The 24,465-nt window shown below is 56.7% G+C and carries 19 protein-coding genes and 1 riboswitch; of the genes, 9 read left to right on the top strand and 10 right to left on the bottom strand.

Annotated features, from left to right (window positions below):
- Positions 1 to 25 precede the first annotated feature (25 nt).
- From glnE to ACJO5Y_RS07775, 3 genes are all read left to right on the top strand, one after another.
- Positions 26 to 2,926 (top strand): bifunctional [glutamate--ammonia ligase]-adenylyl-L-tyrosine phosphorylase/[glutamate--ammonia-ligase] adenylyltransferase, encoded by a 2,901-nt coding sequence (glnE, locus tag ACJO5Y_RS07785; protein ID WP_406985885.1) that lies wholly within the window; start codon positions 26 to 28, stop codon positions 2,924 to 2,926.
- Positions 2,927 to 3,005: 79 nt separating this feature from the next.
- Positions 3,006 to 3,932 carry a branched-chain amino acid transaminase gene (locus ACJO5Y_RS07780; protein ID WP_406985883.1) on the top strand — a complete coding sequence of 309 codons (927 nt, stop codon included), beginning with the start codon at positions 3,006 to 3,008 and terminating at the stop codon, positions 3,930 to 3,932.
- An 86-nt stretch (positions 3,933 to 4,018) separates the two neighbouring features.
- A complete protein-coding gene (locus ACJO5Y_RS07775; protein WP_406985881.1) occupies positions 4,019 to 4,423 on the top strand; it encodes a DUF6165 family protein in 405 nt (134 codons plus the stop codon).
- 42 nt (positions 4,424 to 4,465) lie between these two features.
- On the opposite strand, the gene ACJO5Y_RS07770 is transcribed toward ACJO5Y_RS07775, so the two are convergent.
- The gene (locus tag ACJO5Y_RS07770; RefSeq protein ID WP_406985940.1) at positions 4,466 to 5,530 is read right to left on the bottom strand and encodes a glycosyltransferase family 9 protein; all 1,065 of its coding nucleotides are present in this window, start codon (positions 5,528 to 5,530) and stop codon (positions 4,466 to 4,468) included.
- A 178-nt stretch (positions 5,531 to 5,708) separates the two neighbouring features.
- Between ACJO5Y_RS07770 and ACJO5Y_RS07765 the strand changes: the two genes are divergently transcribed.
- The 4 genes from ACJO5Y_RS07765 to ACJO5Y_RS07750 all read left to right on the top strand — a co-directional run bounded on the left by ACJO5Y_RS07765 (position 5,709) and on the right by ACJO5Y_RS07750 (position 10,739).
- On the top strand, positions 5,709 to 6,425 hold the full coding sequence (locus tag ACJO5Y_RS07765; RefSeq protein ID WP_406985879.1) for a 3-deoxy-D-manno-octulosonic acid kinase: 717 nt from the start codon (positions 5,709 to 5,711) through the stop codon (positions 6,423 to 6,425).
- 222 nt (positions 6,426 to 6,647) lie between these two features.
- On the top strand, positions 6,648 to 7,625 hold the full coding sequence (locus tag ACJO5Y_RS07760) for a stealth family protein (RefSeq protein WP_406985878.1): 978 nt from the start codon (positions 6,648 to 6,650) through the stop codon (positions 7,623 to 7,625).
- Positions 7,622 to 8,878 (top strand): O-antigen ligase family protein, encoded by a 1,257-nt coding sequence (locus tag ACJO5Y_RS07755; protein ID WP_406985876.1) that lies wholly within the window; start codon positions 7,622 to 7,624, stop codon positions 8,876 to 8,878. The genes ACJO5Y_RS07760 and ACJO5Y_RS07755 overlap by 4 nt, the downstream gene beginning before the upstream one ends.
- Before the next feature lie 772 nt (positions 8,879 to 9,650).
- Positions 9,651 to 10,739, top strand: a complete 1,089-nt coding sequence (locus ACJO5Y_RS07750; RefSeq protein ID WP_406985874.1) for a glycosyltransferase — start codon at positions 9,651 to 9,653, stop codon at positions 10,737 to 10,739.
- Positions 10,740 to 11,482: 743 nt separating this feature from the next.
- Here the strand turns inward: ACJO5Y_RS07750 and ACJO5Y_RS07745 are convergent.
- The 8 genes from ACJO5Y_RS07745 to lpxL form a co-directional block, all read right to left on the bottom strand.
- Positions 11,483 to 12,637, bottom strand: coding sequence for a glycosyltransferase (locus ACJO5Y_RS07745; protein WP_406985873.1), 1,155 nt, complete (start codon positions 12,635 to 12,637; stop codon positions 11,483 to 11,485).
- A complete protein-coding gene (locus ACJO5Y_RS07740; protein ID WP_406985871.1) occupies positions 12,634 to 13,464 on the bottom strand; it encodes a glycosyltransferase family 2 protein in 831 nt (276 codons plus the stop codon). Before ACJO5Y_RS07740 ends, ACJO5Y_RS07745 begins: the two co-directional genes overlap by 4 nt.
- Before the next feature lie 101 nt (positions 13,465 to 13,565).
- Entirely contained in the window at positions 13,566 to 14,474 is a 909-nt protein-coding gene (locus tag ACJO5Y_RS07735) for a lysophospholipid acyltransferase family protein (RefSeq protein ID WP_406985869.1), read from the bottom strand.
- An 81-nt stretch (positions 14,475 to 14,555) separates the two neighbouring features.
- Positions 14,556 to 15,224, bottom strand: a complete 669-nt coding sequence (locus ACJO5Y_RS07730; RefSeq protein ID WP_406985868.1) for a YrbL family protein — start codon at positions 15,222 to 15,224, stop codon at positions 14,556 to 14,558.
- A complete protein-coding gene (locus ACJO5Y_RS07725; protein ID WP_406985866.1) occupies positions 15,217 to 16,257 on the bottom strand; it encodes a glycosyltransferase family 4 protein in 1,041 nt (346 codons plus the stop codon). Before ACJO5Y_RS07725 ends, ACJO5Y_RS07730 begins: the two co-directional genes overlap by 8 nt.
- Positions 16,247 to 17,368 carry a glycosyltransferase family 4 protein gene (locus ACJO5Y_RS07720; RefSeq protein WP_406985864.1) on the bottom strand — a complete coding sequence of 374 codons (1,122 nt, stop codon included), beginning with the start codon at positions 17,366 to 17,368 and terminating at the stop codon, positions 16,247 to 16,249. The genes ACJO5Y_RS07725 and ACJO5Y_RS07720 overlap by 11 nt, the downstream gene beginning before the upstream one ends.
- Positions 17,365 to 18,300 (bottom strand): mitochondrial fission ELM1 family protein, encoded by a 936-nt coding sequence (locus ACJO5Y_RS07715; protein ID WP_406985862.1) that lies wholly within the window; start codon positions 18,298 to 18,300, stop codon positions 17,365 to 17,367. Before ACJO5Y_RS07715 ends, ACJO5Y_RS07720 begins: the two co-directional genes overlap by 4 nt.
- Complete coding sequence (gene lpxL / locus ACJO5Y_RS07710; protein ID WP_406985860.1) at positions 18,301 to 19,251, bottom strand: LpxL/LpxP family Kdo(2)-lipid IV(A) lauroyl/palmitoleoyl acyltransferase; 951 nt, start codon at positions 19,249 to 19,251, stop codon at positions 18,301 to 18,303.
- A 137-nt stretch (positions 19,252 to 19,388) separates the two neighbouring features.
- On the opposite strand from lpxL, the gene waaA reads away from it, so the two are divergent.
- Complete coding sequence (waaA, locus tag ACJO5Y_RS07705) at positions 19,389 to 20,651, top strand: lipid IV(A) 3-deoxy-D-manno-octulosonic acid transferase (protein ID WP_406985858.1); 1,263 nt, start codon at positions 19,389 to 19,391, stop codon at positions 20,649 to 20,651.
- Positions 20,652 to 20,696: 45 nt separating this feature from the next.
- Here the strand turns inward: waaA and ACJO5Y_RS07700 are convergent, their stop codons facing one another.
- On the bottom strand, positions 20,697 to 22,079 hold the full coding sequence (locus tag ACJO5Y_RS07700) for a TolC family outer membrane protein (protein ID WP_406985856.1): 1,383 nt from the start codon (positions 22,077 to 22,079) through the stop codon (positions 20,697 to 20,699).
- Between the two features lie 172 nt (positions 22,080 to 22,251).
- Positions 22,252 to 22,363, top strand: a riboswitch (TPP riboswitch).
- A gap of 120 nt (positions 22,364 to 22,483) precedes the next feature.
- On the opposite strand from ACJO5Y_RS07700, the gene thiC reads away from it, so the two are divergent.
- Positions 22,484 to 24,361 (top strand): phosphomethylpyrimidine synthase ThiC, encoded by a 1,878-nt coding sequence (gene thiC, locus ACJO5Y_RS07695; protein WP_406985854.1) that lies wholly within the window; start codon positions 22,484 to 22,486, stop codon positions 24,359 to 24,361.
- The last annotated feature ends 104 nt before the right edge of the window (positions 24,362 to 24,465 follow it).

Here is a 24,465-nt window from a genome sequence, read left to right as displayed (position 1 = left end):
TAACAGAGACACAGGGGTTTGCGTTATGTCCGAGCCATGGAGTGCACTTCCGAAGGTGCTTGCCGACGATGTCGCAGCGGGTTGGTCATCTGTGATCGGAGATGAGCTTCACTCCTGGATGACGGCATCGGCGGGCCTTTCAGAAGATGATATTGCGAACGCCATGGCGCGCAGCGTGTTTCTGAAACAGACCCTTGAGCGGCACCCGGAGCAGATTGAGGCGCTGGTCCAGTCCCGCCCGCTTCGCGAGCCAACCACCAGAGAGTATTTGCAACAGCGCTGGCAGGAGTATCTCGGGGATGTATCGGATGAGCATTCCCTGCACGTGGCGTTGCGACGGTTCCGCCGGGAGTGCCAGTTCCGCATTATCTGGCGTGACCTGATGCGTTGGGCGGATCTCCACGAAACCATGGCTGCGACCAGCGAGTTTGCGGAAACCGGTATCCAGGGAGCGCTGGACTGGCTGTATGAAGATACCTGCGAACAGTCGGGCACACCCTGGGGCGCTGATCCGGTGACAGGAGAAGACGTCCCTCAGTCCATGGTGGTGTTGGGCATGGGCAAGCTGGGTGGCCGGGAGCTGAATGTTTCGTCCGATATCGACCTGATCTTTGCCTTTCCCGGAAAGGGGGAAACCCGGGGCGGTCCTCGCTCCATCGATAACCAGCAGTTTTTCATCCGCCTGGGGCAACGACTGATCCAGGCGCTGGACCAGATCACGGCGGACGGCTTTGTCTTCCGCGTTGACATGCGCCTGCGCCCCTATGGCCAGAGTGGTGCGTTGGCGCTGAGCTTTGCCGCCCTGGAAACCTATTATCAGGATCAGGGGCGTGACTGGGAGCGCTACGCCATGGTCAAGGCCCGGGTCGTGGCAGGCGATGAGCGCGCCGGTCAGGTGTTGATGGAGAGTCTGCGACCGTTTGTGTACCGAAAATATGTGGATTTCAGTGCCTTCGAGTCATTGCGCAGCATGAAAGCGATGATTGGTCGCGAGGTGCGGCGCAAAGGTCTTGAGAACAACATCAAGTTGGGCAGTGGTGGAATACGTGAAATCGAGTTTGTGGTGCAGGCGTTCCAGCTCATTCGCGGCGGGCGTGACCGGGAGCTCCAGCAGCGTGAATTACTGGTGATCCTCAAGGAGCTTGAGGCGCTTGAGCTGCTGCCGTCTCCGGTGGTGAAGGAGTTGCGCGAAGCCTACGTGTTTCTGCGCAACCTGGAGCACGCGCTGCAGGGGGTTGAAGACAAGCAAACCCAGCTGTTGCCGGATGATGAGCTGACGCAGGCGCGAATTGCACTGATCATGGAGTTTGATGGCTGGGACACCTGCCTGCAGGAGCTTGAGGCGCACCGGGAGCGAGTGGCCAGACACTTTGCGGACATTATTGCCACCGAGGAAGAGGAGCATGAATCCGCAGCCCTGGAAGAAGGCTGGCACGAGCTCTGGTTGGCTGAAATGGATGAGGACACCGCCAGGCAATGGCTGGAACAGCACGGTTTTGAGGATCCGGCGGACAGTTACGGCCTGCTGTGTAACTTGCGGGACAGTCGTACGATAGAGGTCATGCAGACCCAGGGGCGGAAACGCCTGAATCAGTTCATGCCGGTGTTGCTGGAAGCCCTGACCCAGGTGGATGCGCCATCGCAGACCCTGGCCCGGGTGCTGCAACTGGTTGAAGCGATTCTGCGGCGTACCGCTTACATGGTCCTGCTGCTGGAAAACCCGGGTGCGAGAACGCAACTGGTCAAGCTGTGCAGCGAGAGCCCGTGGATTGCACGGCAGCTGGCGGAGACGCCGCTACTGCTTGACGAATTGCTCAATGCCGAGAGCCTGTACCATCCGCCCGCCAAGGAAGAGTTGCAGGACGACCTGCGCCAGCAGATGTTGCGGATTCCCTTCGAGGATCTGGAAGAGCAGATGGAATCCCTGCGGCATTTCAAGAAAGCGCATAGCCTGCGAGTGGCAGCGTCAGAACTGAAGGGTACGCTGCCGCTGATGAAGGTGAGCGACTACCTGACCTGGATAGCCGAGGTGGTGCTGGATCATGTTGTCGATGTGGCGTTCGCCAACCTTGTCAGCCGTCATGGCTATCCCCGTCGAGCCGATGGTTCTGCCTGTGACACGGATTTCGCCATCATCGGCTATGGCAAGCTTGGTGGTATCGAGCTTGGCTATACCTCGGATCTGGACCTGGTGTTCGTTCACAATGCTGATCCGGAGCAGGCCAGTGATGGTGACCGGCCGATTGATAACGCAATTTTCTATACCAGGCTGGGGCAACGCATTGTCCATATCCTCAGCACCCAGACGCCTTCCGGCCAGCTGTACGAAGTGGACATGCGGCTTCGCCCATCCGGTAATTCCGGGCTTCTGGTCAGTACGTTGCCGGCCTTTGAAAAGTATCAGCGCAACGATGCCTGGACCTGGGAGCACCAGGCCTTGGCCAGGGCTCGTGGTGTGGCTGGTTGCCCCGACACGCTGGGAGACTTCGAGTCCCTTCGCCACGATATCCTGTGCCAGCAAAGGGATCGCGCGAAACTGCGCGCTGACGTGGTGGATATGCGTGAGAAAATGCGCAGCAGCCTTGGAACGCCAGAGGGCAAGCGGGAGGAGGTTTTTCACATCAAGCATGATAACGGCGGTATCATTGATATCGAGTTCATGGTCCAGTACCTGATGCTGGCCTACAGTTCCGATCACCCCGAGCTGACTCAGTGGTCTGATAATATCAGGCAGCTTGAGGAGCTTGGTCGAGCCGGCATTATGGATGAGGAAGACATCACCAAGCTTCGAGAAGCCTACATTACCCTGCGTTCAACCATTCACCGCAGGGCGTTACAGAACCTGAACAGCCAGGTCGAGGGCAATGCGTTTCCCGACGAGCGCGCCTATATAAGGGGCATGTGGCAGGCGGTGATGATAGATTAGTCTACTACGCTTCGGTTCCGCGGAACTTTCCTGCTAGAATGCCGGTTTCCCGAAAACCGCTTGTTATGGAGCAGAAACAATGTCGATGGCTGATCGCGATGGCCTGATCTGGCTGGATGGTGAAATGGTTCCCTGGCGGGAAGCCAAAACCCACGTGCTGACCCACACCCTGCATTATGGTCTGGGGTGCTTTGAAGGCGTGCGTGCCTATAACACCGCCAACGGCCCGGCGATTTTCCGTCTGAAGGAGCACACCGATCGGCTGTTCCGTTCTGCTCACATCCTGAACATGACCATGCCGTACACCAAGGATCAGCTGAACGAGGCCCAGTGCGCGGCTGTTCGCGAGAACAATCTGGATGAAGCCTACCTGCGCCCGATGGTGTTCCTGGGTTCCGAGGGTATGGGCCTGCGTGCCGATAACCTCAAGGTTCACGTCATGGTGGCGGCCTGGAGCTGGCCTTCCTACATGTCTCCGGAGGCAAAGGAACTGGGCATCAAGGTGCGTACGTCCTCCTATACCCGCCATCACGTCAATATCACCATGTGCAAGGCAAAAGCCAACGGCAACTACATCAACTCCATGCTGGCGCTGAATGAAGCCATCGCAAGCGGTTGCGAGGAAGCGCTGTTGCTGGACAACGAAGGCTATGTGGCTGAAGGGTCTGGTGAGAACATCTTCATCATGCGTGACGGCGTATTGCATACCCCGGAGCTGACTTCCTGCCTGGAGGGTATCACCCGCGCCACGATTCTGGAATTCGCGAACGAGCTGAATATTCCAGTGAAAGAGCGCCGCATTACCCGCGATGAAGTGTACATCGCCGACGAAGCCTTCTTCACCGGCACCGCCGCCGAAGTGCTGCCTATCCGCGAGCTGGATGGCCGCGTGATCGGCGCCGGCAAGCGCGGTCCAGTTACCGAGAAACTGCAGGCGATGTATTTCGATGCGGTTAAGGGTAAGTCGCCCGGGCACAGTGGCTGGCTGACCCACGTAAAAGGCTGATCCCGGAACATTTGCAAGCCGCCGTTGACTGTTACAGCCCGGCGGCTTTGTTATTTCCACATCATATTGACCTGCAGGACGAGCAAATGGCAGACGTAATCAAGGTACCGGTATCCTTCGGTGAGGTGCTGGACAAAATCACCATTCTCGAAATCAAATCCGAGCGCATCAAGGACGAGGCAAAAGTCAAAAACGTCCGTCTGGAACTGGATGAGCTGAGCGCCACCTGGGACGAAGCGGTGAAAGACAAGGCGGCTGAGATTGCCGACCTGCGCAAGCAACTGAAGGCCGTAAACGAAGAACTGTGGGTCATCGAAGATGATATCCGCGACCAGGAAGCCGCCCAGGACTTTGGCCCGAAATTCATCGAGTTGGCCCGCGCGGTATACGTCACCAACGACAAGCGCGCCGCCATCAAAAAAGAAGTGAACCTGGCGCTGGGCTCCCGCTTCGTGGAAGAGAAGTCCTACCAGGACTACACCGCCCGCTAGTAATTGCCTGACTGGGCGGGCGACCTGTAGGTCGGCGTCAGATCACCCCAGATCCGACGCCGTTTTCGTTTCCGCTACCCGTTGAGTCTCAACCCACTTATCCAGCATGGCAGTGGCATCTTTGACCGTCACAAGCTCCATGGCGCCCTCGAACTCGGCTTTCGCGCCCCAGCGTGCTTCATCCACGGTTTTGCCCGTAAACTGCATCAGCGCTTCTGGATAGCGGTTAATGCACCATTCCAGCGAGTTGTATGGTCCTGAGCGGTACGGATTGCTTGCGGCAAAAATGCCCAACACATCGGTGCCAACTGCGCTGGCAATATGAGCGGGGCCAGTGTCCGGGGCAACCGCAAGGTCGGCGTGGGTGAGCAGGGCAGTCAGTTGCTTGAGGGTGTCCTTGCCACAGATATTGTGGGCTTTCTCCTTCATTGCGCCCTCAATGGCGGCGCAGTATTCCGCCTCAAACGGTGCCGGGCTGCCAACCAGGATCACCTTCATGCCGTGTACACGGATGGCGTGATCCGCAAGCTGCGCGTAACGCTCAGCCGGCCAGTTTCTCAGGATGTGACTGGCGCAGGGGCTGATCACCAGGTTCAGGCGATCGTTGGCCAGCTGCTCCCGGGCAAACTCATGATCCTCCTCGGTCAGGGGAATGGTCCACCGGGGCGGCGCGGCTTTCAGTCCCAGCGGTTCCAGAAAGCTGGCCAGGCAGTCCCGCACGTGTTGCTTCGGGGCTGGCGCAATGCGCTTGTTAATAAACAGGCTGTGAAGGTCTTTGCTGCGCGCCTTGTCATAGCCAACCTTCACTTTCGCCGGAATCATGGCAGCCGCCAGGTTGGCCCGAAATGCCACCTGCATGTGCAGGAGGGCGTCGAAATGTCGATCCCGCAGCTTCTGACGAAGCTCGGCATAGCCTTGGCGACCGGCTTTCTTGTCAAAAATCACAAAGTCCACGCCCGGGAGGTCACCAATCAACTTGGCTTCGATCTTGCCGATCACCCAGGTGATTTGCACGCCGGGGCACTGTTCCTGCAGGCTGAGAATAACCGGGACTACGTGGGTAACATCGCCGATAGCTGAGAGGCGCAGGATGCAGATGGAATTGATGGGCTGATGGTGGGTCTGACTGTCCAAGTTACGGTCCGTTGCGATTCTTTAACCGGCTGTTGTAGTGCCGGAAGGGTGTCGTTGGTAAACTGTGCGCCATTCTAACGTACTCCCCGGCCAACGTCTTGTGAGCCTTGGCAGGTGTGGTCCAGGGTTCCAGGTATATGGTGTCATCACATTGAAGTTCGGCGCTGAGGACAATGCAGGCTGGAAAGGAGCTCGTATACTCCGTGCTCCGGGCTATACGCAGGTTGATGAGCAATGGTTCTGTCCGGAATTCTGGGGAGGTCAGGCTCACTCTGTGGCTGCGGGTGGTAGAGGCAGTGCCTGGTTTATTCAGTCTGAATCAGGGGCGCTGGTTTTGCGGCACTATCGGCGGGGTGGGCTTGCGGCTCGGGTATCCGATCGCCGCTACCTGTTTACCGGTTTTGACAAGACTCGCTCCTTTTCGGAGTTCAGGTTGTTGCAGAATCTGCATGAATGCGGTTTGCCAGTCCCGAAACCGGTAGCGGCTATTGCTCGCCGACGTGGCTTGTCTTATGAGGCGGCGATCCTTATAGAGAGAATTAAGGGGGCGCAGCCGTTGCCTGAACATCCTGATGTGAGGGATGAAAAGCTCTGGCAGCAGGTTGGCGAAACTATCGGCTCGTTTCATCAGGAGGGGCTGGATCATGTCGATCTGAATTGTGACAACATCCTGGTGGCAACAGGCCGGATTTATCTTATCGACTTTGATAGATGCAGGCTGCATCGTGAAACGGAGAAGGCAGCCGGCTGGAAGGATCGTAATTTGAGGCGGTTGCGTCGGTCTGTTGAAAAGCGCTTGAGGGTTCTCACCGAACAGGAGCGCACCAACTTATGGCAGGCCCTCCTGGAAGGGTATTTTGCAGCATGATCGGTTAGGTGTGAGATCCAAAAGTCGTCTATCACGATTTCTGTCCAATCATTGCATGGACCCAATGTCCAGCTATTGGATTAGGCGTAATGTCACGCATACAATCGCTTTGCTTTAACCTGTTGAAAAACGTCGGGACTCTGGTCATACGGTCTGATCCTGCGCAACCGAAAACAGTAAATGCTCGGCGTTAAACCCTGAAATGAGGTTAGTTTTCCCGATATGTCTTTGCAGTGCAGTGAAGAGCCAATTGATGCGGTTGTCACGTGGGTTGATGGCGACGATCCAGATCATGAGCGAAAACTTGAAGCTCACTTGGGGTGGCGTGCAAGGCATCGGCCAAAGGCGGCCGCGAGGACCCGTTATGCAGACAGAGGTGAGCTGGAGTATTGTGTCGCATCGCTCATCCGTTTTGCCCCGTGGCTAAGGCATGTTTTTATCGTTACGGACGAGCAGACTCCGGGATTCATGAAATGTCTACCTTCCACAATTGCTGACCGCGTCAGTGTAGTCGACCATAAAGTGATCTTTCGTGATTTCAGCAATAGTCTGCCGACCTTTAATAGCCTTTCTATCGAGACGATGTTGTGGCGGATACCAGGCCTTTCCAATAATTTCATCTACTTTAACGATGATTGCTGTCTCGTCAAAGAAGTGAAGCCAGAAGACTTCTTCAACGACGGCGGGGTTGTGCTCCGTGGCACCTTCAGGCCAATCGTTAAACGGCAGCCAGCCAAGCACCTCAAGCGTTTATTTGGAAAGGGGCGACCAACTCGACGCACGCTACAATCGGAGGCCGCCGAGATGGCTGGAATCAGGGATCAATTCCTGGATGTTGAACACATCCCTCATCCGATGCGGGTCAGTACGTTTCGCGACTTTTATGCGAAATACCCTCGTAAGCTTCAGAGAAATGCATCTTATCCTTTGAGAAGCGTCCGGCAGTTCTGGCCAATTGCTCTGGCGAACCATCTGGAGATAAAAAGGAAAACAGCCAGCATTTCAGCTACACCTGAGTCTCTGTATCTTAGCTCTTTTGCCGGTACAGGCGACATAGACCGTTTGGTCGAGGTCGAGGGGCGCCCTGAATGCAAGTTTTTATGCGCTCAAAGCCTGGATAGTGCTAATGATGAATTCATGGATTTCTGGAAATCCTGGATGGATAGAATCGTTGGCCGTATTCCGAGGGCATCTAATTGAATCGGTATCTCCTTCACCAAGTCTGGTATCCAAAGTTGACTACCCCTTTTCGCACCCAGCACTGGATCAGCGTTTTTCTTCTGCTGTTCCTTACTTTTTCACTTCTCGTGCCCTGGATTGCCTTTTACAGGGCATTTTTGTTTGTCGGGGTTTTCCCTCTGGTATTTCTGGCTTGTGTTCGTTGGCAGCCTGACACCGGGATTAACGATAGAACCGCTTGGCTGGCAACCGGACTGATTGGCCTTGTAGCCGCAGGAACATTTTTCCCTGCCGGGTTGATGGCGGAGGATCAATACCAGGTTGTTCGATGGGGGGTGAGTACCGCGGTCTTTGTTTTGGGAGTGCTTGTGGCGTCCCAGAAATGGCTTGGCGAGCCGCTGTTCTATGCCCGCATCCTGGTAGGCGTGGCCGTTGTCAGCGGTGTTTTGGCGGTTGCGAATTACCTGTGGACTGATCAGTACCCCGCCAGATTCAGCGGATTTGGATTTCTGAGTCACCCGATACTGGGACCGGCTGCGCTAATAAGTTTGTGGGCGATTGGCATGGTGATGTATCAGGTAGACACGCACCGAGAGCGTATTGATTATGCCATGATGGGAACGTCCTTCCTTGTCGTGGTGGTTGTCGTATTCCTCTCCCAAAGTCGCGGTCCCTTTGTGGCGTTGCTAGTATTTCTTTTTGCATACTCACTCTCCTTGCAGCTGGTGAGTGGTAGAGCGAAGCGGTGGCGTTATGTTTGGTGGTTGGCGGGTGGCTGTCTTTTTCTGATCGTTCTCTCGACCCTGCTATTCGACGATTTGTTACTCAGGATGAGCGCGCGCGGGTTTTCCTATCGACCGCAGATTTGGCTGGCAGTTCTTCAGAATCCGCCCGACATAATCTGGATAGGAGCTGGAATGGCATCCGAGTTTACAAACTCTGATGCTGGAAAACTTCTGTATGAGCAGATAGGTATCAAGATCAAGCATCCGCATAACCTGTTCCTGGGGGTTTATCATTACGCCGGCCTTATCGGATTCTTTATCTTTTCTGTCTTGCTGGCTTGGGTTCTATGGCGACTGCTTCGGTTATCTCAAGGTTCGGCTCGTCGGCTGCGACCGTTTGCTTTGGGGCTTTATTTGCTGATTATGCTTTTGAATATGACGGATGGCCACAGGATCGTGGCCCCGCCGAGTCCGGACTGGCTCTTCTTCTGGTTGCCATTTATCTTTCTCGTAGGTTTAGCCAGATTCTACGAAAGGCAAGAAGCGTGATGCCTTTTGCATTCAATTACCGACAGTACCGAGTGGTTTCCAGTATTGGGGAAAGTGCGAGCAGTCGCCTGGTGGACGCGGTTATAGATAACACCCTTACCAGGGAAGCGGTATATCGCGATAATTGGCGGACTCTGAGTGCGAGGGTGAGCTTTGAAGGTAGCTCTCTTCTGCTCAAAGTGCCCCGTGCGCGGAATGCGAGAAGATGGGAACGTTTTCTGACTTATTTCAGGGTAAGCGATGCGCTGAGGACTTTTCGCCACCTTGAATTGATGGCCAGACTGGGATTCGTTGCGCCACAACCAGTTTTGGCAGGCGAGCGAAGATGTCGGGGCGTCGTTGTTGATTCCTTTGTCTGTTACAGATTTGTCGATGGTCGGCCTGCTGAGGCAGGTGATGCGAACAACATCCTCGTAACACTCCGCGCCCTGCATCAACTGGACTACCTTCGTAGCGACGCTCAGTTAGCCAACTTTCTCATAGTTGGTGATGCGGTTGCCTTTATTGATTTTCGGTTAAAAAAGCCACGATTCTTGCCTCGGTTGCAAAAAGCACGAGAAATCGATCGTCTTTTGAGAAGTTGTCCCGAGGCTCGCAGCTTTCTTTCTCGCGAAGAGAAGGCATCCCGCTGGCTTTGGTTGGCTTCCTGTTTGGAGTCCATCAGTTTCGGCCTTCGGGATTTGAAGCGACGGATACGGAAGCGAAGGAAAACGAGGCCCTGAGAAAGCTTTAAGCGGTCATTATTTCGGCGTGATTCGAGGGAAAATGAATCATGAAAAAAGTTGTTCTCTTCTGTCCTTCCCGTGTATGGGGAGGAATCGAAAAAAACGTGCATCTCAGGGCCAGACTCCTCGGGGAGTCTGGCGTAAAGGTGTATGTGATACTACTGCAGGGATATTTCGAAAATCGCTTTGTCGATCTGGATAATGTGACAGTGATTAATGTTAAGTCCCGGGGCGGGGATTTCAACTTCTTCGTTGTTGGAAATTACGTGAAAATTCTTAGGGAAATAAAGCCTGATGTGGTTTTCGCTGCCCTGAAAAAGGATTGGTGGCTGGTTTCATTAGCTTCGAGGCTGGCTGGGGTTGATCGCATAGTCCTCTACCTTGGGATTTCACGAAGAGTGAAGAGTCCCATCAAATTTTTTGCGATCTTCCGATTGATGAAAGCCGTTCTCATGGTTAATAGCGACTCTCTCAAGAATGAAATGTTGAAGTACCCGAAGTTCTTCGACAATAACAACGTTTTCAGGATCTACAACGGATTTGATCTTCCATCTCCTGAGGAAGAGCCAATGAATTTCAGGGCACTCCTGAACCTTCCTTCAGACAGTGTGATTGTAGGTTGTGCCGGGCGCTTCAGCCCTCAAAAGGGGTTCGATCTTTTGCCGGATATTCTCGCCAACCTTCCGGGCAATGTGCATATAGTTCACGCGGGGGAGGGGGAGTTTGAGGGTGAGATCAAGGCGGCTATCAATGACAAGCCGCAGGCATCGAGAATTCATTTTCTGGGTTACCAGAGCAACATGCATGCTTTTTTCAAGGGTATTGATCTTTTCTTGCTTTGTTCGAGGAACGAAGGCATGGCGAACGTGCTGAATGAGGCAATGAGCCATGGTAAACCAGTGGTTTCAACGCGTGTGCCGGGAAGCGAAGAATTGCTTGGAAACGGTAGATACGGTGTGTTGGCAGATATTAACGATGTGGAGGCCCTGTCTCGGGGGATTCAGTCAATTATTGACGGTAAAAACGTCTATTCTCCGGTTGAACTTCGGGAGAGGATCAATAACGAGTTTGGGCTTAAACGAATGATTCGTGAAACAGGCCGGCTTTTTTTTGAGGCCGACAGGAGCCAGATGTAATCTTGACTGATGCTGTGGGCTATTTCGCGATAGTAGTGTTTTCTCTGTTTTAAGGGCAGTTTTTGACTATAAAATATCAGCTTAGAGATTTTTGGATTGGCAGCTTCAATCGTCTGCAGTTTGGGGGGCGGGGCCCTCGCTATGCTGAGCGAATATGGGTAAGCCCCGCTCAATGTAAGCACTATATTGAAGCTGCAGAGTTGGCGGCCCGATTCGGTACCAGTGCTCGCCAGCTGTCCGGACGGGTTGTATCTGGTTGGCCCGAGAGCCTTGAGCAGCCATTGGAGAAGCATCCAAAGCTGGCTTACTGTTGGTCCCATTGGCGTGACGGAAAAAGCTGGGCAGACTCAGGGGCGTTCGACTTCATGCTTGAGCGAATTGCGGCCTCGCCGACGGGCGTTACCGATAAGTGCCGCAATCTGCAGGATGTGGAACGAAGGTTTGAGGCCCTGGATGCTATTTGGGCAGATGTGAGGAAGCGGGGCAGCTTACCCCCACGCGGGGAGCTTGTTGCCGGTAACTTTCGCGAGGTGGGAGGAATTCTTATGCACCTCGGGCCGGGAGGCGAACCCATATTTTCGGGGGCGGGCTGCCATCGATTTGCGATGGCTCTTATGTTGGATGCGTCATTCCCCGCGCAGCTTGGTGTGGTCCATAAGACTGCCTTGGATACCCTGCAACGGTTGCGCCTGCCGGAATAATCCGCCGTGTATTTTCAGCCTGGGTAGGCCGTCTATTGATACTTAAGCTGGGGGCTCAGGATCCGCCAAAAACGCCTCAACCACCGTCTTGGCACTAAACGCCTCAAGCCACTCCGGTTTGACCTCAATAGGCAGTTTGCCAATCACCGATTCAAGCCCCTCCGCCAGTCCTTCCGGCGTGCCCGGTGTCAGGTATTGTTCAAGCTCGCCCTGAAACACAAACCGCACGCCGCCACGGCTGTCTGTTGACAGGATGGGTGTGCCACAGGCCAGGGCCTCAGTCAGCACGATGCCTAGCCCTTCGTATTCGGACGCGAGCACAAACAGGTCGGCCCGATGCATCCAGGGATAGGGATTGGTGCGCTTGCCGGCGAACATTACCCGTTCTGCTATTCCGAGTGACCGGGCTTTTTGTTCAAGCTCCTGACGTAACGGGCCTTCCCCTACAATAACCAGTTGATGGGGAATCCGGGCTTTAGCGAACGCTGCCAGCAGGAGAGCATGCCCCTTCTGGGGAACCAGCCTGGCAACGTTCACGATATACGGGGCTGCAGGTATGTCAGGATCGTTAGCCTGTGCCATGGCCTGAATCTGTTCGACAGGACAAGGGTTGGTGATCACCCGCAGACTCTTCGGTTCGATATTCCCTTTCTCGAACGCTTCCTGAGCCGACTCCAGAACACCAGACGAAACACAGGCCAGGTGTCGGTTGTGGAACACCAGCTTCCATTCCAGCTTTTTTTGCCACAGGGGCCGGTCGTAATGGATGACATTTTCCAGTACGTAGATGTTGCGGTCGTCTCGGAATGACCAGAAGTACTTGAAAGTGCCCAGTCCGCGAAACACGATACGGTCAAAGCGGCCATGCTGTTGCTCAAGTTTCTGGATATGGCGCTTCAGTAACCATCCACTGAGCCACCCGACCCACATGAAGTGGGATTTTGGTAGCAATACGCCAAGGAGAAGGCGGGACAGCAGGAAAACCGGTATGCCAACCACCGACTTGAGCAGGGCCTGCTGTTGATCAAAGTGATGAAGCTTCACCCCTTCATGGGCAGGCTGCAGGTCGTTGGGACGGTTCCGGCAGGATAACAGGTGGCTCTCGTGACCCTCTTCGGCGAAGGCGTCAGCCAGATTGACGGCAACGCGCTCCATACCACCCATCTTGAGGCTGTGAATGACGACCAGGGTTCTCATGCGGTGGGTTTCTTCTCGATTCCGTTGACCGCCCAGAACGTGCGGTTATCTTTCACCGCTTTACGAATGGCGCGGTTCTTTGCCCAGATCTCCGGTTTGGAGTAGCCGCGGGCATGATCCAGATGCAGGCACACGGTGCTGTAGCGGATCTGTTTCGATTTGTGGCCGTAGTTCCACAGGCGTTCGCCCAACTCCCGGTCCAGTCCGCCGTACTGCATATCCTCGTTGAATCCGTTCACCGCGATCAGGTCTTTCGTCCAGGTGGAGCTGTTCATGCCATTCCAGCTGGCGGCAGCGGGGGTAACGGAGTTCATCAGCTTTTTCACTAACGGAGAAGGCGATAGCTTCCAGAGTTTGTGGGTTTTGGGCTGGCCATTTGCGACGAGCCACTTGGGGTCAAAGATCACCCCGGTGCGGATGTCATCGTCGGAAATTGTTTCAGACACGGGCATGGTGAGCTTGATGTACCCACCGGACAAAAAGTATCCGGGCTCTGCCAGAGTGCGATGGCTGTCAATAAAACGCGGCTCGGGAATACAGTCACCGTCGGTAAAGATCAGGTAATCGCAACTGGTCTCATGGATTGCCTTGTTGAGGATCTGGCATTTACGGAAGCCGTCGTCCTCATGCCAGACGTGATCAATCGTAAGAATGCCACGCTCCCTGAAGCTTTCGATCAGTTGTCGGGTGTCGTCCGTGGAGCCGTCATCGGCCACGATGACACGAAAGTCTTTCCAGGTCTGGTTTTCATACCCGGTCAGTACCTTGCCAAGCCACAAGGGGGAATTGTAGGTGGTGATAACCACGCCAATGGATTGTGGTGTCATAACTTAATCGGGCCCGTGACGGTGTCGCATTAAAATCAGGGGCCTAGTATACACGCGCTCGCGGCTTGTTTCCTGTCAGGGATTCTTACGATCGGGAAGGGTCAGCGACACAGCTTCTTGGGGTTATAGGGATTAGGGGTTCCCGGCGTCAGGTGGCGAAAGCGCTTGTACTCCCATTGATATTGCTCCGGAATTTCGCGCACGCAGTTTTCGATCGACAGGTTCAGCGCGGTTGTCGCAACGACAGGATCGGTGGCATCCATATCCGGTTCGCATTCGCGAATGATCAGGCGGAAGCCCTTGCCGTCTTTCAGGCGCTCGGAGAAGGTTATCAGCGGCGTGGCGCCGGACTTCTGAAGCAGTTTCGATACCAGGGTCATGGTGCGTACATTCAGCCCGAAGAACGGTGCATGGGCGACCCCTTTTGCCCGCGGGCTCTGGTCAGGAAGAATGCCGGCAACGCCGCCTTCCCGTAAAAGGGTGATCATGCGTGCGAGACCACGCCGGTCACCACGTACCAGTTCAGAGCCGATACGTCCGCGCACCCGAATCATGTAATCCTCGAATTCGCGGATATGGGGCGGGCTGTATAGCGCCGCCATTTTATGGCGGGAGGAAAAGTACAGACCGGTCAGTTCCCAGTTGCCCAAATGGGGCGCCAGCAGCACTAGCCCCTTACCTTTGGCCATTGCGTCCCTGACCAGGTGCTCACCCTCAATCTCCTGAATCAACCCCAGGCAATCCTCCACCGGCCATTCCCACATCAGTGGAATTTCCATCAGGGTCTGACCGGTATGGCGCAGGCTTGAACGGGCCAGATCCCGGCGCTGGTTTTCGGCCATGTCCGGAAAGCAGATGCGCAGGTTGGTGTCCGTCACTTTGCGTGACCTGCTGTTGAACACCCAGCCCAGTGTGCCGAGCGTACGGCCAATCAATTGCGCGCCTCGCAAGGATAGCTTGCCGGCCAGTTTGAGGGCGAGAATCAGGAATGTTGCTTTGGAAACGGCCATGGATAGGGACATCATCTCTAATAGTCGGACTGAGCGGAAGCTATCACCATCGGACCCGTGCGGCAAGGCGGTACGGGGAAACTACAGTTTCTGGGAATGTTCCCAGCTTTGCTGTCGGTTGCTTAGCTCCCATTCTATCCGCAGGTAGAAACGCTGGATGCGCCGGGAGATATACCGCCGCCGCCAGGCGGGTATGGCCGAGAGTTTATCCGGGATAGCAGGGGCGCCGAGCCCGTCGACCAGGTACAGTTCCGCCCGCCGCTCCGACTCTACTACAACGAGATTATGGGGCAGCAGGTTGCGGGTGAGGATGCCTGTGTCCAGAAGCCAGTCACAAAAGCGCCCGACAGCTTCCTGTATGGGTTGATCAAATCCCTGGCGTTGAAGGTAATGTTCCAGGGTTTCAGCGGGCTGGTCGTGATCATCCAGCAAAAGCTCGCTGACGTTAGCGCTTCCCAGGGAGGTTTGTACCGCGCCATGGAAACGGGGCAGGTGCTGCCAGACTGTCTCGGCCTGGCCCTGCGCAAGCAACTGACGAATGGCACTTTGATGGTGGGCCTTCAGCTCCTGGGCATTATCATCAATCCGTTTTTTGCCCAGCAGCTTTTTGGCCAGGGGCTGGCGCTGAAAGCGGGCCTCGATGTTTTCAGGGCGCAACACTTTCAGGCACAGCCGGGGGTTGTCGGGATGTCGAAAACAATGCCGGTTGGCGCCAGAAGCAAACGGTGTCGCCCTCGACAGATCAATCATGGTGATGGTTCCTGAGAAGCTGTCGATAAGTGTCTTCGGTTCGGGTAGCCATGCTGTCGATCGTCAATTCTGTCCTCGCATACTCCATCGCGGGGCGCTCGGCGTCACGGAGTTGTTCCAGTGCTGTCAGGTGCGTGGCCAGTAGTTGAGAGAGGGCTTCGGCAGAATGGTTCTCTGCTACGGCTATGGCCGGCAACAGCTCCTTTGCTCCGGCCACGGGTGTGGCGAGGACCGCGCACCCGGATTGCAGTGCTTCAATGAGAACGTAAGACAACCCTTCCCGGTGCGAGCTGATGATGCAGACATCGGCATGCTGAAGCCAGGTCTCCGGAGTGCTCTGAAAGCCGGCCAGTGATACTCGCGACGACAGGCCCGTGGCGGCAATCTGCGCTTCCAGCGAGGTTCGCTGGCTACCCTCCCCGATGATAGTGAGCTGCGCGTCGTTGTTAAGCCGTTCCCAGGCCCGGACCAGTAAATCAAAGCCTTTGACGGGTTCAAGGCGGCCAATCGCGACGGCTTGTATGAAGGATCTTTTGTTAAAGGGTGAGGGCGAAGCTGACGAGTCCTGGCCTGCAGAACTCCCGTGATAGATGAGTGTCTTGTTTGGGTGCTTCAGTGTTGCCATAACTGCCTGGCTAACGCCGATAACGGCGTCCATCTTCTCAAGTCCTCGATGGCTCTTTTTAATGCCGTGGACTGTGCCAATTCGCTTGGCAGGCAGTTTCAATTGGCTCAGCAAAGCGATGGCTTTGTTGCCCTGCCCATGGCAAAGATCGGGCACTAAATGGCGAAGCAAACGCCGAAGTTTCAGATACAGGATGGGATTGCGCCTGCCCAGGTGCATTGGCATCGGGTGCACGTGCACGTTGTTGCTGAATTGGTTCTGGTAAGCCGGGTGCGCAATCAGGTGAAGGGTATGACCTCTCCGGGCAAGGGCGTCCGCCAACTCGGCCGTGTGCTTTTCCATGCCTCCCCAACTTGTGCCGGGGGTGGCAAGCAACATGGCGATGGTCAGCGGGGGCTCAGCAGTCACAGAGTTCGCCTTTGTTCTTCAGCAGGCGTTCATAGACGGAGAGGGTTGCTTCCGTCTGGGCTTCCAGTCGAAATCGCCATGGCACCCGGATATCGTGGACCTGGGTGGGCAGGAGCCGTAGGGCGGTCTGTGCAAAGGCATGGGTATCATCAGGTTCCACCAGTCCCTCCGGAAAACAGGCCCGCAAGGTTTCCGCTGCTCCGCCGCGATCAAAGGCTACTACCGGTGTACCGGAGGCCAGGGCCTCAGTGACGGTGCGACCGAAGGGTTCCGGCTTGGTGGACATGTGGCAGACCAGGTCCGATAACAGGTACAGCTCGGCCATGTCATTGCGCTGCCCCAGGAACGTAATGTGTTGTGCCAGTCCCAATTCCTCCCGTCGCCGTTCCAGCTCTTCCATGAAGCGGTCCTTGCCGGGTTCCACTCCGCCGACGATGATGCCGTGGCAATCGGGATTCTTTTGGACAATCTCTGCCATGGCTTCCAGAAACATCAGTTGGCCTTTCCAGCGGGAGATTCGCCCGGGCATCATGATGATGCGTTTATCTCGCAGGTGCGGGTGCTGTTCCATCAGCCGGGCGTGCCAGGCGGAATTCAGGGTCTGGCTCCGGAATCCATCCACGTCGACCCCGCGCTGAATAACGGTCAGCTTGTCCTCGGGAACCTGGAAATTACGAATGATGTAATCCCGCACGCAATCAGAAACAGCAATGATATGGTCCGCCTTGGCCATAATGGCGCTGTAGGGGTTGACGGAATACATGCCATGGAACGTTGAGACCAGGACCGGGCGTTCGTGTGCGGGCAGTCCGCGCCAGGCCAGCCAGGTGATCCAGGCGGGCATGCGGGAGCGAACGTGGACTACGTCCGGCCGGATGTCCTCCAGCAAGCGTCGCATGGGCAGGATTTGCCCGAACGAGGCTGGGGATTTGCGATGAACCGGCATGGTGACATGGACCGAGCCGTGGGCTTCCAGTTGCCCAACCAGGGGCCCCCCGTTGGACACCACGAATGACTCGTGGCCCCGCTTGACCAGTTCGGCGGCGAATTCCACGGTGCCACGCTCAACACCGCCACTGTGCAGGGCGGGCAGAATCTGGAGAACTCTCACCGCGAACCTCGACTGAGGAACAGGCGGATCAGCCACTGGGCAGCCCGGTCTGCTTCCCACAACCGGAGCTTTTCCCCGGAGGAACGGTCCATAACGTTGCTATGATCGCTCCAGCGGGCAACCTGGCCCCGTTCTACCAACAGTTCAATGCCCCGTGCTACCCGGCTGCCTGCCTTCGGGGGCAGCTGAAACAGGCCGGTCGGAACGCCGGATGTGGCCGCTTCACACACCATGGACATGCTGTCGGGAGTGACCCAGGCGGCGCCAGAGGCGGATAGCTGATGGGCAAGCCAGTCTTCGTGAGTACGCTTGGGGTCCACTACGCTCACCCGGATGCTGTCCAGTTCTTCAAGGCGTTCCGCCAGGGCTTTTGGCGTGCGGCGGGAGCTGCTGATGGTCCAGCGCCAGCTCGGGTAATCCGCGATCAATTGACCGATCTGGTCGAACACCACGTTGTCATCCCATTCAAAGTGGGGGGACGGGCCGCCTATCAGGACCAGAGCCTCGGGTTTTTCCGTGATACGTGCCAGGGGCGTAATGCTGTTGATAACACCTTGTGTGGTGAGAGTCCGTTTGCCGGGGCTGACTCCGTCATGCTCCGGAAGGATCACGGCGTCTGCCCATCTCATGGGAAACGCAGGTTTCATCAGCACCACGGTTTTTGTCCGGGCAGTACGACGAAGCGCCAGCAACAGCCGATGTGTGGAGGCGCCGGCCGCAATGATAAGCGTGGGGGAGGGCAGTGAAGGCATGGACGCAGGCGCGATGCCCAAAAGGGCACGCCACAAGGGTACCCGATGCTCCCCGGCGTCAACCCAGTGGAGTGCGGCCCCGGCTTGAACCCGCAGGCGGTTGCCGATTCCCTTGAGCTGGTTCCGGTGTCCCGGCTTGTTGTCGGTCAGCAGCCAGACCACTGGGGCGTCAGTTTGCATTCAATGGGGGTCCTTGCGATAGAGATCCGGGTCGTCTTTCGAGGGCCGGGTTTTGAAGCGCCTGTGCATCCAGAGATACTGATCCGGATGGCGCCTGACTTCCTGTTCAATAGTGTGGTTGACCAGTGTGGCATCGGCCATGTCATCACCGGAGGGGAAGTTATCCAGTGGTGGGTGAAAGTAGATGTCATATCCGGGTTGATCATCCCGTCGGAAATGGCTGAACGGCACCACCGCACACCCGCTGCGTTCCGCAATCCGGGAGGTTGCGGTGATAGATCCGGCCGGCACGCCGAAGAAGGGCGCAAACACGATGCCCTTGCGCCCGTAGTCCTGATCGGTGGCATACCAGACAATGCGATTCTGTTTGAGCTGCTTCAGCAGGCCGCGCAAGTTCCTGCTGTCCAGAGCAACACCGTAGCGCCGCTCACGGGCGCGGGTCATGACGGCGTTCATTAACGGGTTGTTGTGGTCCCGCTGCATGACGTCGGCCTCGATGAATTCGGTGACCAGACTGCCGCCCAGGTCCAGAGTACTGTAATGACCTCCCAGCAATAGGATGCCATTGCCTTTGGCCAGCGCGGCATCCACATGCTCCAGTCCATGCACGGTGGTCACCGGCAGGTAGGTTTTCGGGTCGCGGAACCATGCCAATCCGATTTCCATCATACCGATACCGTTGGAGTGAAAGGCCTTGCGAACCAGCTGTTGTTGCTCCAGGGCAGACAGCTCCGGAAAACACAGTCGAATATTCACCTCGGTAATATGACGGCGGCGGGGAATCAGGCGATACGCAAGCTCGCCGATCACTTTGCCGATCCGCCATTGCAACCCCAAGGGCAGCCTCGACATCAGCCACATCAGGGCAATGCCAATCCAGGTTGGCCACCAGCGGGGGTGGCGATAACTTGTATATCGGGTATCGCGTTTTTTTTCGGGGCGCTTGCTCACGCTCGTGTCATCTCGTCTGTGTTTCGGTTATGAAACCGGAGTTTAGCAGGGTGTTTCCTGTCGACTAAAGTAGGAATGCAGGCGAACGGTCCTGTGATTCGGTAGAATGCTCTCCGAATCGCCGTCCCGGAGACTCCATGCTGCACTTTTTTTACTCTCTGTTTTTTCGCCTTGCGCTGCCATTTGTATTGTTGCGCTTGTGGTGGCAAGGGCGCCGCAACCCCGAGGCCTGGAAGCGCTGGCAGGAGCGCCTGGGGTACGTTGAGCAATCGTCGGAACCGGTGATCTGGGTGCATGCGGTGTCTGTGGGTGAAACCATCGCCGCGGCGCCGCTGGTGAAGGCGTTGCTACGCCGTAACCCTGACACGCCGATCCTGATGACAGCGATGACGCCGACCGGGTCCGCCAGGGCAAAAGCCATGTTCGGCGACCAGGTGCGCTACGCTTATTCCCCCTATGACACACCCGGCGCGGTCCGTCGGTTTGCCGAGCGGGTTCGCCCGATGGCACTGGTGATTATGGAAACCGAACTCTGGCCCAATATGATTGCCAATACCTTCCGCCACGATGTGCCGATTTTCCTGATCAATGCCCGCTTGTCAGAGCGGTCCGCGAGGGGCTACGAACGGGTGCCGTCGCTGGTCCGACCGTTATTGCAGAGTATTTGCTGGATTGCCGCCCAGGCGGAGGAAGATGCCGGGCGCTTCCTGCGGATTGGCGCCACGCGAGAATCCGTCTCGGTGACAGGAAGCATCAAGTTTGACGTGGATATCTCCGCATCACTCAGGGCGGAAGCTTCGGCCGTCAGAAGCCAGCTTGGCGAGCATCGCCCGGTCTGGATTGCTGCCAGCACCCATGAAGGGGAAGATCATCAGATTCTGGAGGCCCACAGGGCCGTGCTCCGAAACTTCCCCAATGCCTTGTTGGTGATTGTGCCCAGGCATCCTGAGCGTTTTGATGACGTCGCGGAGCTGACGGAATCGGTTGGCCTGCAGCTGTCACGCCGCTCAGCAGCGGCAGGCTCCGTCTCGGCGGAGGTCCAGGTCTATCTCGGCGACACCATGGGGGAGTTGCTGATGCTGTATGGCGCTTCTGATATCGCGTTTGTCGGCGGCTCGCTGATCGAGCGGGGTGGCCATAACCCCCTGGAGCCGGCTGCCTGGGGTATGCCTGTGCTGTCTGGCCCTCACATCTTCAACTTTGAAACCATCTACAACCGCTTGAATGCCGGGCATGGTCTTTATCTAACACCATCCACTGACGCGCTGGCGGACTGCATAACAGCTCTGTTGGCCGATCCGGACTCTGCCAAGCGGACAGGGGACAACGCCCTGGCCGTGGTGAATGCCAATCGCGGCGCACTGGAAAAGGTCGTGGATGGTATCGTCGAGAGGGTGTGATGCCCCTCCGGCGCAAGGGCACCGGAGGGAAAGCAAGGCGTCGACTTACTCCGTCGGGTCCTCGATGGTTTCCTCTTCGTTGGCCAGGGCTTCGATGCCCGGAGCCCTGGCGCTCAGCCAGTTGTTGAGGTCGATCAGGTCCTGAGGGCTCAGGGTGCCAGCGGCCTGTTTCAGGCTGAGGGTGTTGATGACGTAGTCATAACGGGAATTGGCGTAATCCCGCAGCGCTACGTAGTAAGCACGCTCTGCATCCAGTACTTCCACTATATTGCGGGTACCGACCTCATAACCGGCGCGGGTGGCATCCAGCGCACTACGGCGGGAAATGATGGTCTGTTCCAGTGCAGACGCCGTTTCAATATTGGTATTCACCGTGCGGAACAGGCTGCGGGTGTTGACCCGAACATCCCGGCGCGTGGTCTCCAGGCCCTGTTCGGCCACGGTGACCAATGAACGTTGTTGGCGAACCCCGGCCTGGGTGCCGCCACCCATGTACAGAGGCACGTTCAGGGTCACACCGATCACCGCTTCGGTTGTGGTGCCGTCTGTCCGCTGTTGTACCGGCGCTGAGCCATTGTCCAGACCATTGATCTTATTCTTGCCGTATGAGGCGTTCAGGTCCAGCGTCGGATAGTGGCCGGCCTTGGATACCTTCAGGTTCGCTTCGCTGGTGTTGAGTTCGTACATCGCTGACTGTATGGACCAGTTTTGTTCCAGCGCCGTCATTTCCCATTTGGTGGGGTCCATCGGCTCGGGACGGCCCAGTGGGAAATTCTCCCGCAGGTTGTCCAGCTCTTCCGTGTACTCACCGGTCAGGCGCGCCAGTTGTTCGCGGGCGATGTCCAGGTCACTTTCAGCGGCGATACGCTGGCTTTTGCTGTCGTCGTAGCTGGCGCGGGCCTCGTACACTTCTGTAATCGCGATCAGGCCGACATCGAAGCGCTCCTGGGCCTGTTCATACTGACGCTGAATCGCCGCTTCGGTCGCCCGGGCGGTGGTCAGGGTGTCCGCAGCCCTCAGCACGTTGAAATAGGCAGTGGCGACGTCAAGAATCAGCTGCTGTTGTGCCAGGTTGTACTCTGCCCGGGCCGCCTCGCTCTGAAATTTGCTGGCGTCGTACCCATACCACGCATCGGCCCGGAACAGGGGTTGGGTCAGCCGGACACCATAGGCCAGTGTGGTGTAGTCCACGTCCTGATTGGAGCTTTCGGAGTCGGTGTAATTGGCTTCACCGAAGGCATTGACCTGGGGCAGCAGGTTCGCACGGCTCACATCTGTACCAGCTTCCTGGGCCTCAAAGCTGGCTCGGGCGGCAGCGATTCCGGAGTCGTAGGAAAGCGCTTTCTCGTAGGTTTCGATCAGATCCATGGCGAAAGCGGGGTGTGCCGCAAGCAAGCCAATCATTCCTGAAAGCAATCGTTTCTTCATTGTGTCTCCTGGTACGTAAGCACGTCTGCTCCACTCCGGAGCGCTTATGTTGCAATCTGATGGATACTTTCGGGCAACGGTGAACGAGTTTGGCTGGTCATTATGGACAATAATTGCCCGCATCTCTACACTTGCAAACGGCACTCATTTAGAGTGTCATGTAACACGAATTCGCGTCTTGACGGGGTGCTGGCCTGAATGAAATCAGGCTGGCTGAGATTGCAACGCAGAACCCGCGACCTGATCCGGATAATACCGGCGTAGGGATTAAGACAATATTGCTGTAAGCCACGTGGAACCCCCTTGGATTAAATCCTTTAGCGGGGCCCTGACAGGGAAAACACAGTGCCTGCGGCTCCGTCATACGCGACCCGATATTCCCCTAACTGTTCCGGGAGCGCATGATGACAGACTTACCTTCCTACCTGAGTGATTCAGCCAAAGTCGATTCGGCCGCAATCAAACCATTACCAAGCTCACGAAAGATTTACGTGCAGGGTAGCCGAGCGGACCTCCGGGTGCCTATGCGGGAAATTACTGTGCAGGACACGCCGACCGAAATGGGGGGAGAAAAGAACCCGCCGGTCATGGTGTACGACACCTCCGGCCCGTATACCGACCCCGAAGCCACCATTGATCTGCGCAAAGGCCTGCAACCGATCCGTGCCGCCTGGATTGAAGAACGGGGCGATGTCGAGCAACTGGATGGCTACACGTCCGAGTTTACCCGCCGGCGCATGAAAGATCCCCAGCTTGATCCGCTTCGTTTCATGGACGAGCGCAAGCCTCTGAAAGCCAAGCCCGGTAAGAATGTCAGCCAGATGTACTACGCCCGCCAGGGCATCGTCACCCCGGAAATGGAGTACATCGCCATCCGGGAAAATATGAAACTGCAGGAAGCGAGGGAAAACGGGTTGTTGAAGGATCAGCATCCCGGCCAGTCTTTCGGGGCATCGTTGCCGGAGGAGATCACGCCGGAATTCGTGCGTGATGAAGTCGCCCGTGGGCGCGCCATCATCCCCGCCAACATCAACCACCCGGAAACCGAGCCGATGATCATCGGCCGCAACTTCCTGGTAAAAATCAACGGCAACATCGGTAACTCCGCGGTCAGTTCTTCCATCGAGGAAGAAGTGGAAAAGCTTACCTGGGGCATCCGCTGGGGCGCGGATACCATCATGGACTTGTCCACTGGCAAGAACATCCACGAAACCCGTGAGTGGATCATTCGCAACTCCCCGGTACCCATCGGCACCGTGCCCATCTACCAGGCGTTGGAGAAAGTCGGTGGCGTCGCCGAAGACCTGACCTGGGAGGTCTTCCGGGATACGCTGATCGAACAGGCGGAGCAGGGCGTGGATTACTTCACCATCCATGCCGGCGTACGTTTGCACCACGTGCCCATGACCGCCAAGCGCACCACCGGCATTGTGTCCCGCGGTGGCTCCATCATGGCGAAATGGTGTCTGGCTCATCACAAGGAAAGCTTCCTGTACGAGCATTTCGAAGACATCTGCGAAATCATGCAAGCCTACGACGTATCCTTCAGTCTCGGCGATGGCCTGCGCCCCGGCTCTGTTGCCGATGCCAACGACGCGGCCCAGTTCGGTGAACTGGAAACTCTGGGCGAACTGACCAAAATCGCCTGGAAGCATGATGTCCAGTGCATGATCGAAGGCCCCGGCCACGTGCCCATGCAACTGGTAAAAGAGAACATGGACAAGCAGCTGGAATGCTGTGACGAAGCCCCGTTCTACACCCTCGGCCCGCTGATCACCGACATCGCGCCAGGTTACGATCACATCACCTCCGGCATCGGCGCCGCGATGATTGGCTGGTACGGCTGTGCGATGCTCTGCTACGTCACCCCGAAAGAGCACCTGGGCCTGCCCAACAAGGACGACGTTAAAACCGGCATCATCACCTACAAGATCGCCGCCCACGCCGCCGACCTGGCCAAGGGCCATCCGGGCGCCCAGATCCGTGACAACGCCCTGTCCAAGGCCCGTTTCGAGTTCCGCTGGGAAGATCAGTTCAACCTCGGCCTCGACCCGGACACCGCCCGCGCCTACCACGACGAAACCCTGCCCAAGGAGTCCGCCAAGGTCGCCCACTTCTGTTCCATGTGCGGGCCGAAGTTCTGTTCCATGCAGATTTCCCAGGAAGTTCGGGAGTACGCGAAGGAGCACGGTCTTGACGAGGTGTCTGCGGTCGACGCCGGCATGCAGGAAAAGTCCCGGGAGTTTGTGGAATCCGGGAGCAAGCTCTACGACAAGATCTGAGTTCGGAGCTTGTGATCCGCTAGCCTGATGGTTTGGTGTTAGGCCTTCTCAGGACTGTAAGCATGGGTGTTGGAGCCCGGTGGGTGGCCCTGTTCAGGACACGC

Origin of the sequence: Marinobacter alkalisoli (assembly GCF_045449855.1) — a bacterium.
In the GTDB taxonomy this organism is placed as follows: domain Bacteria; phylum Pseudomonadota; class Gammaproteobacteria; order Pseudomonadales; family Oleiphilaceae; genus Marinobacter.
This window is presented reverse-complemented; position numbering and strand designations above follow the sequence as displayed.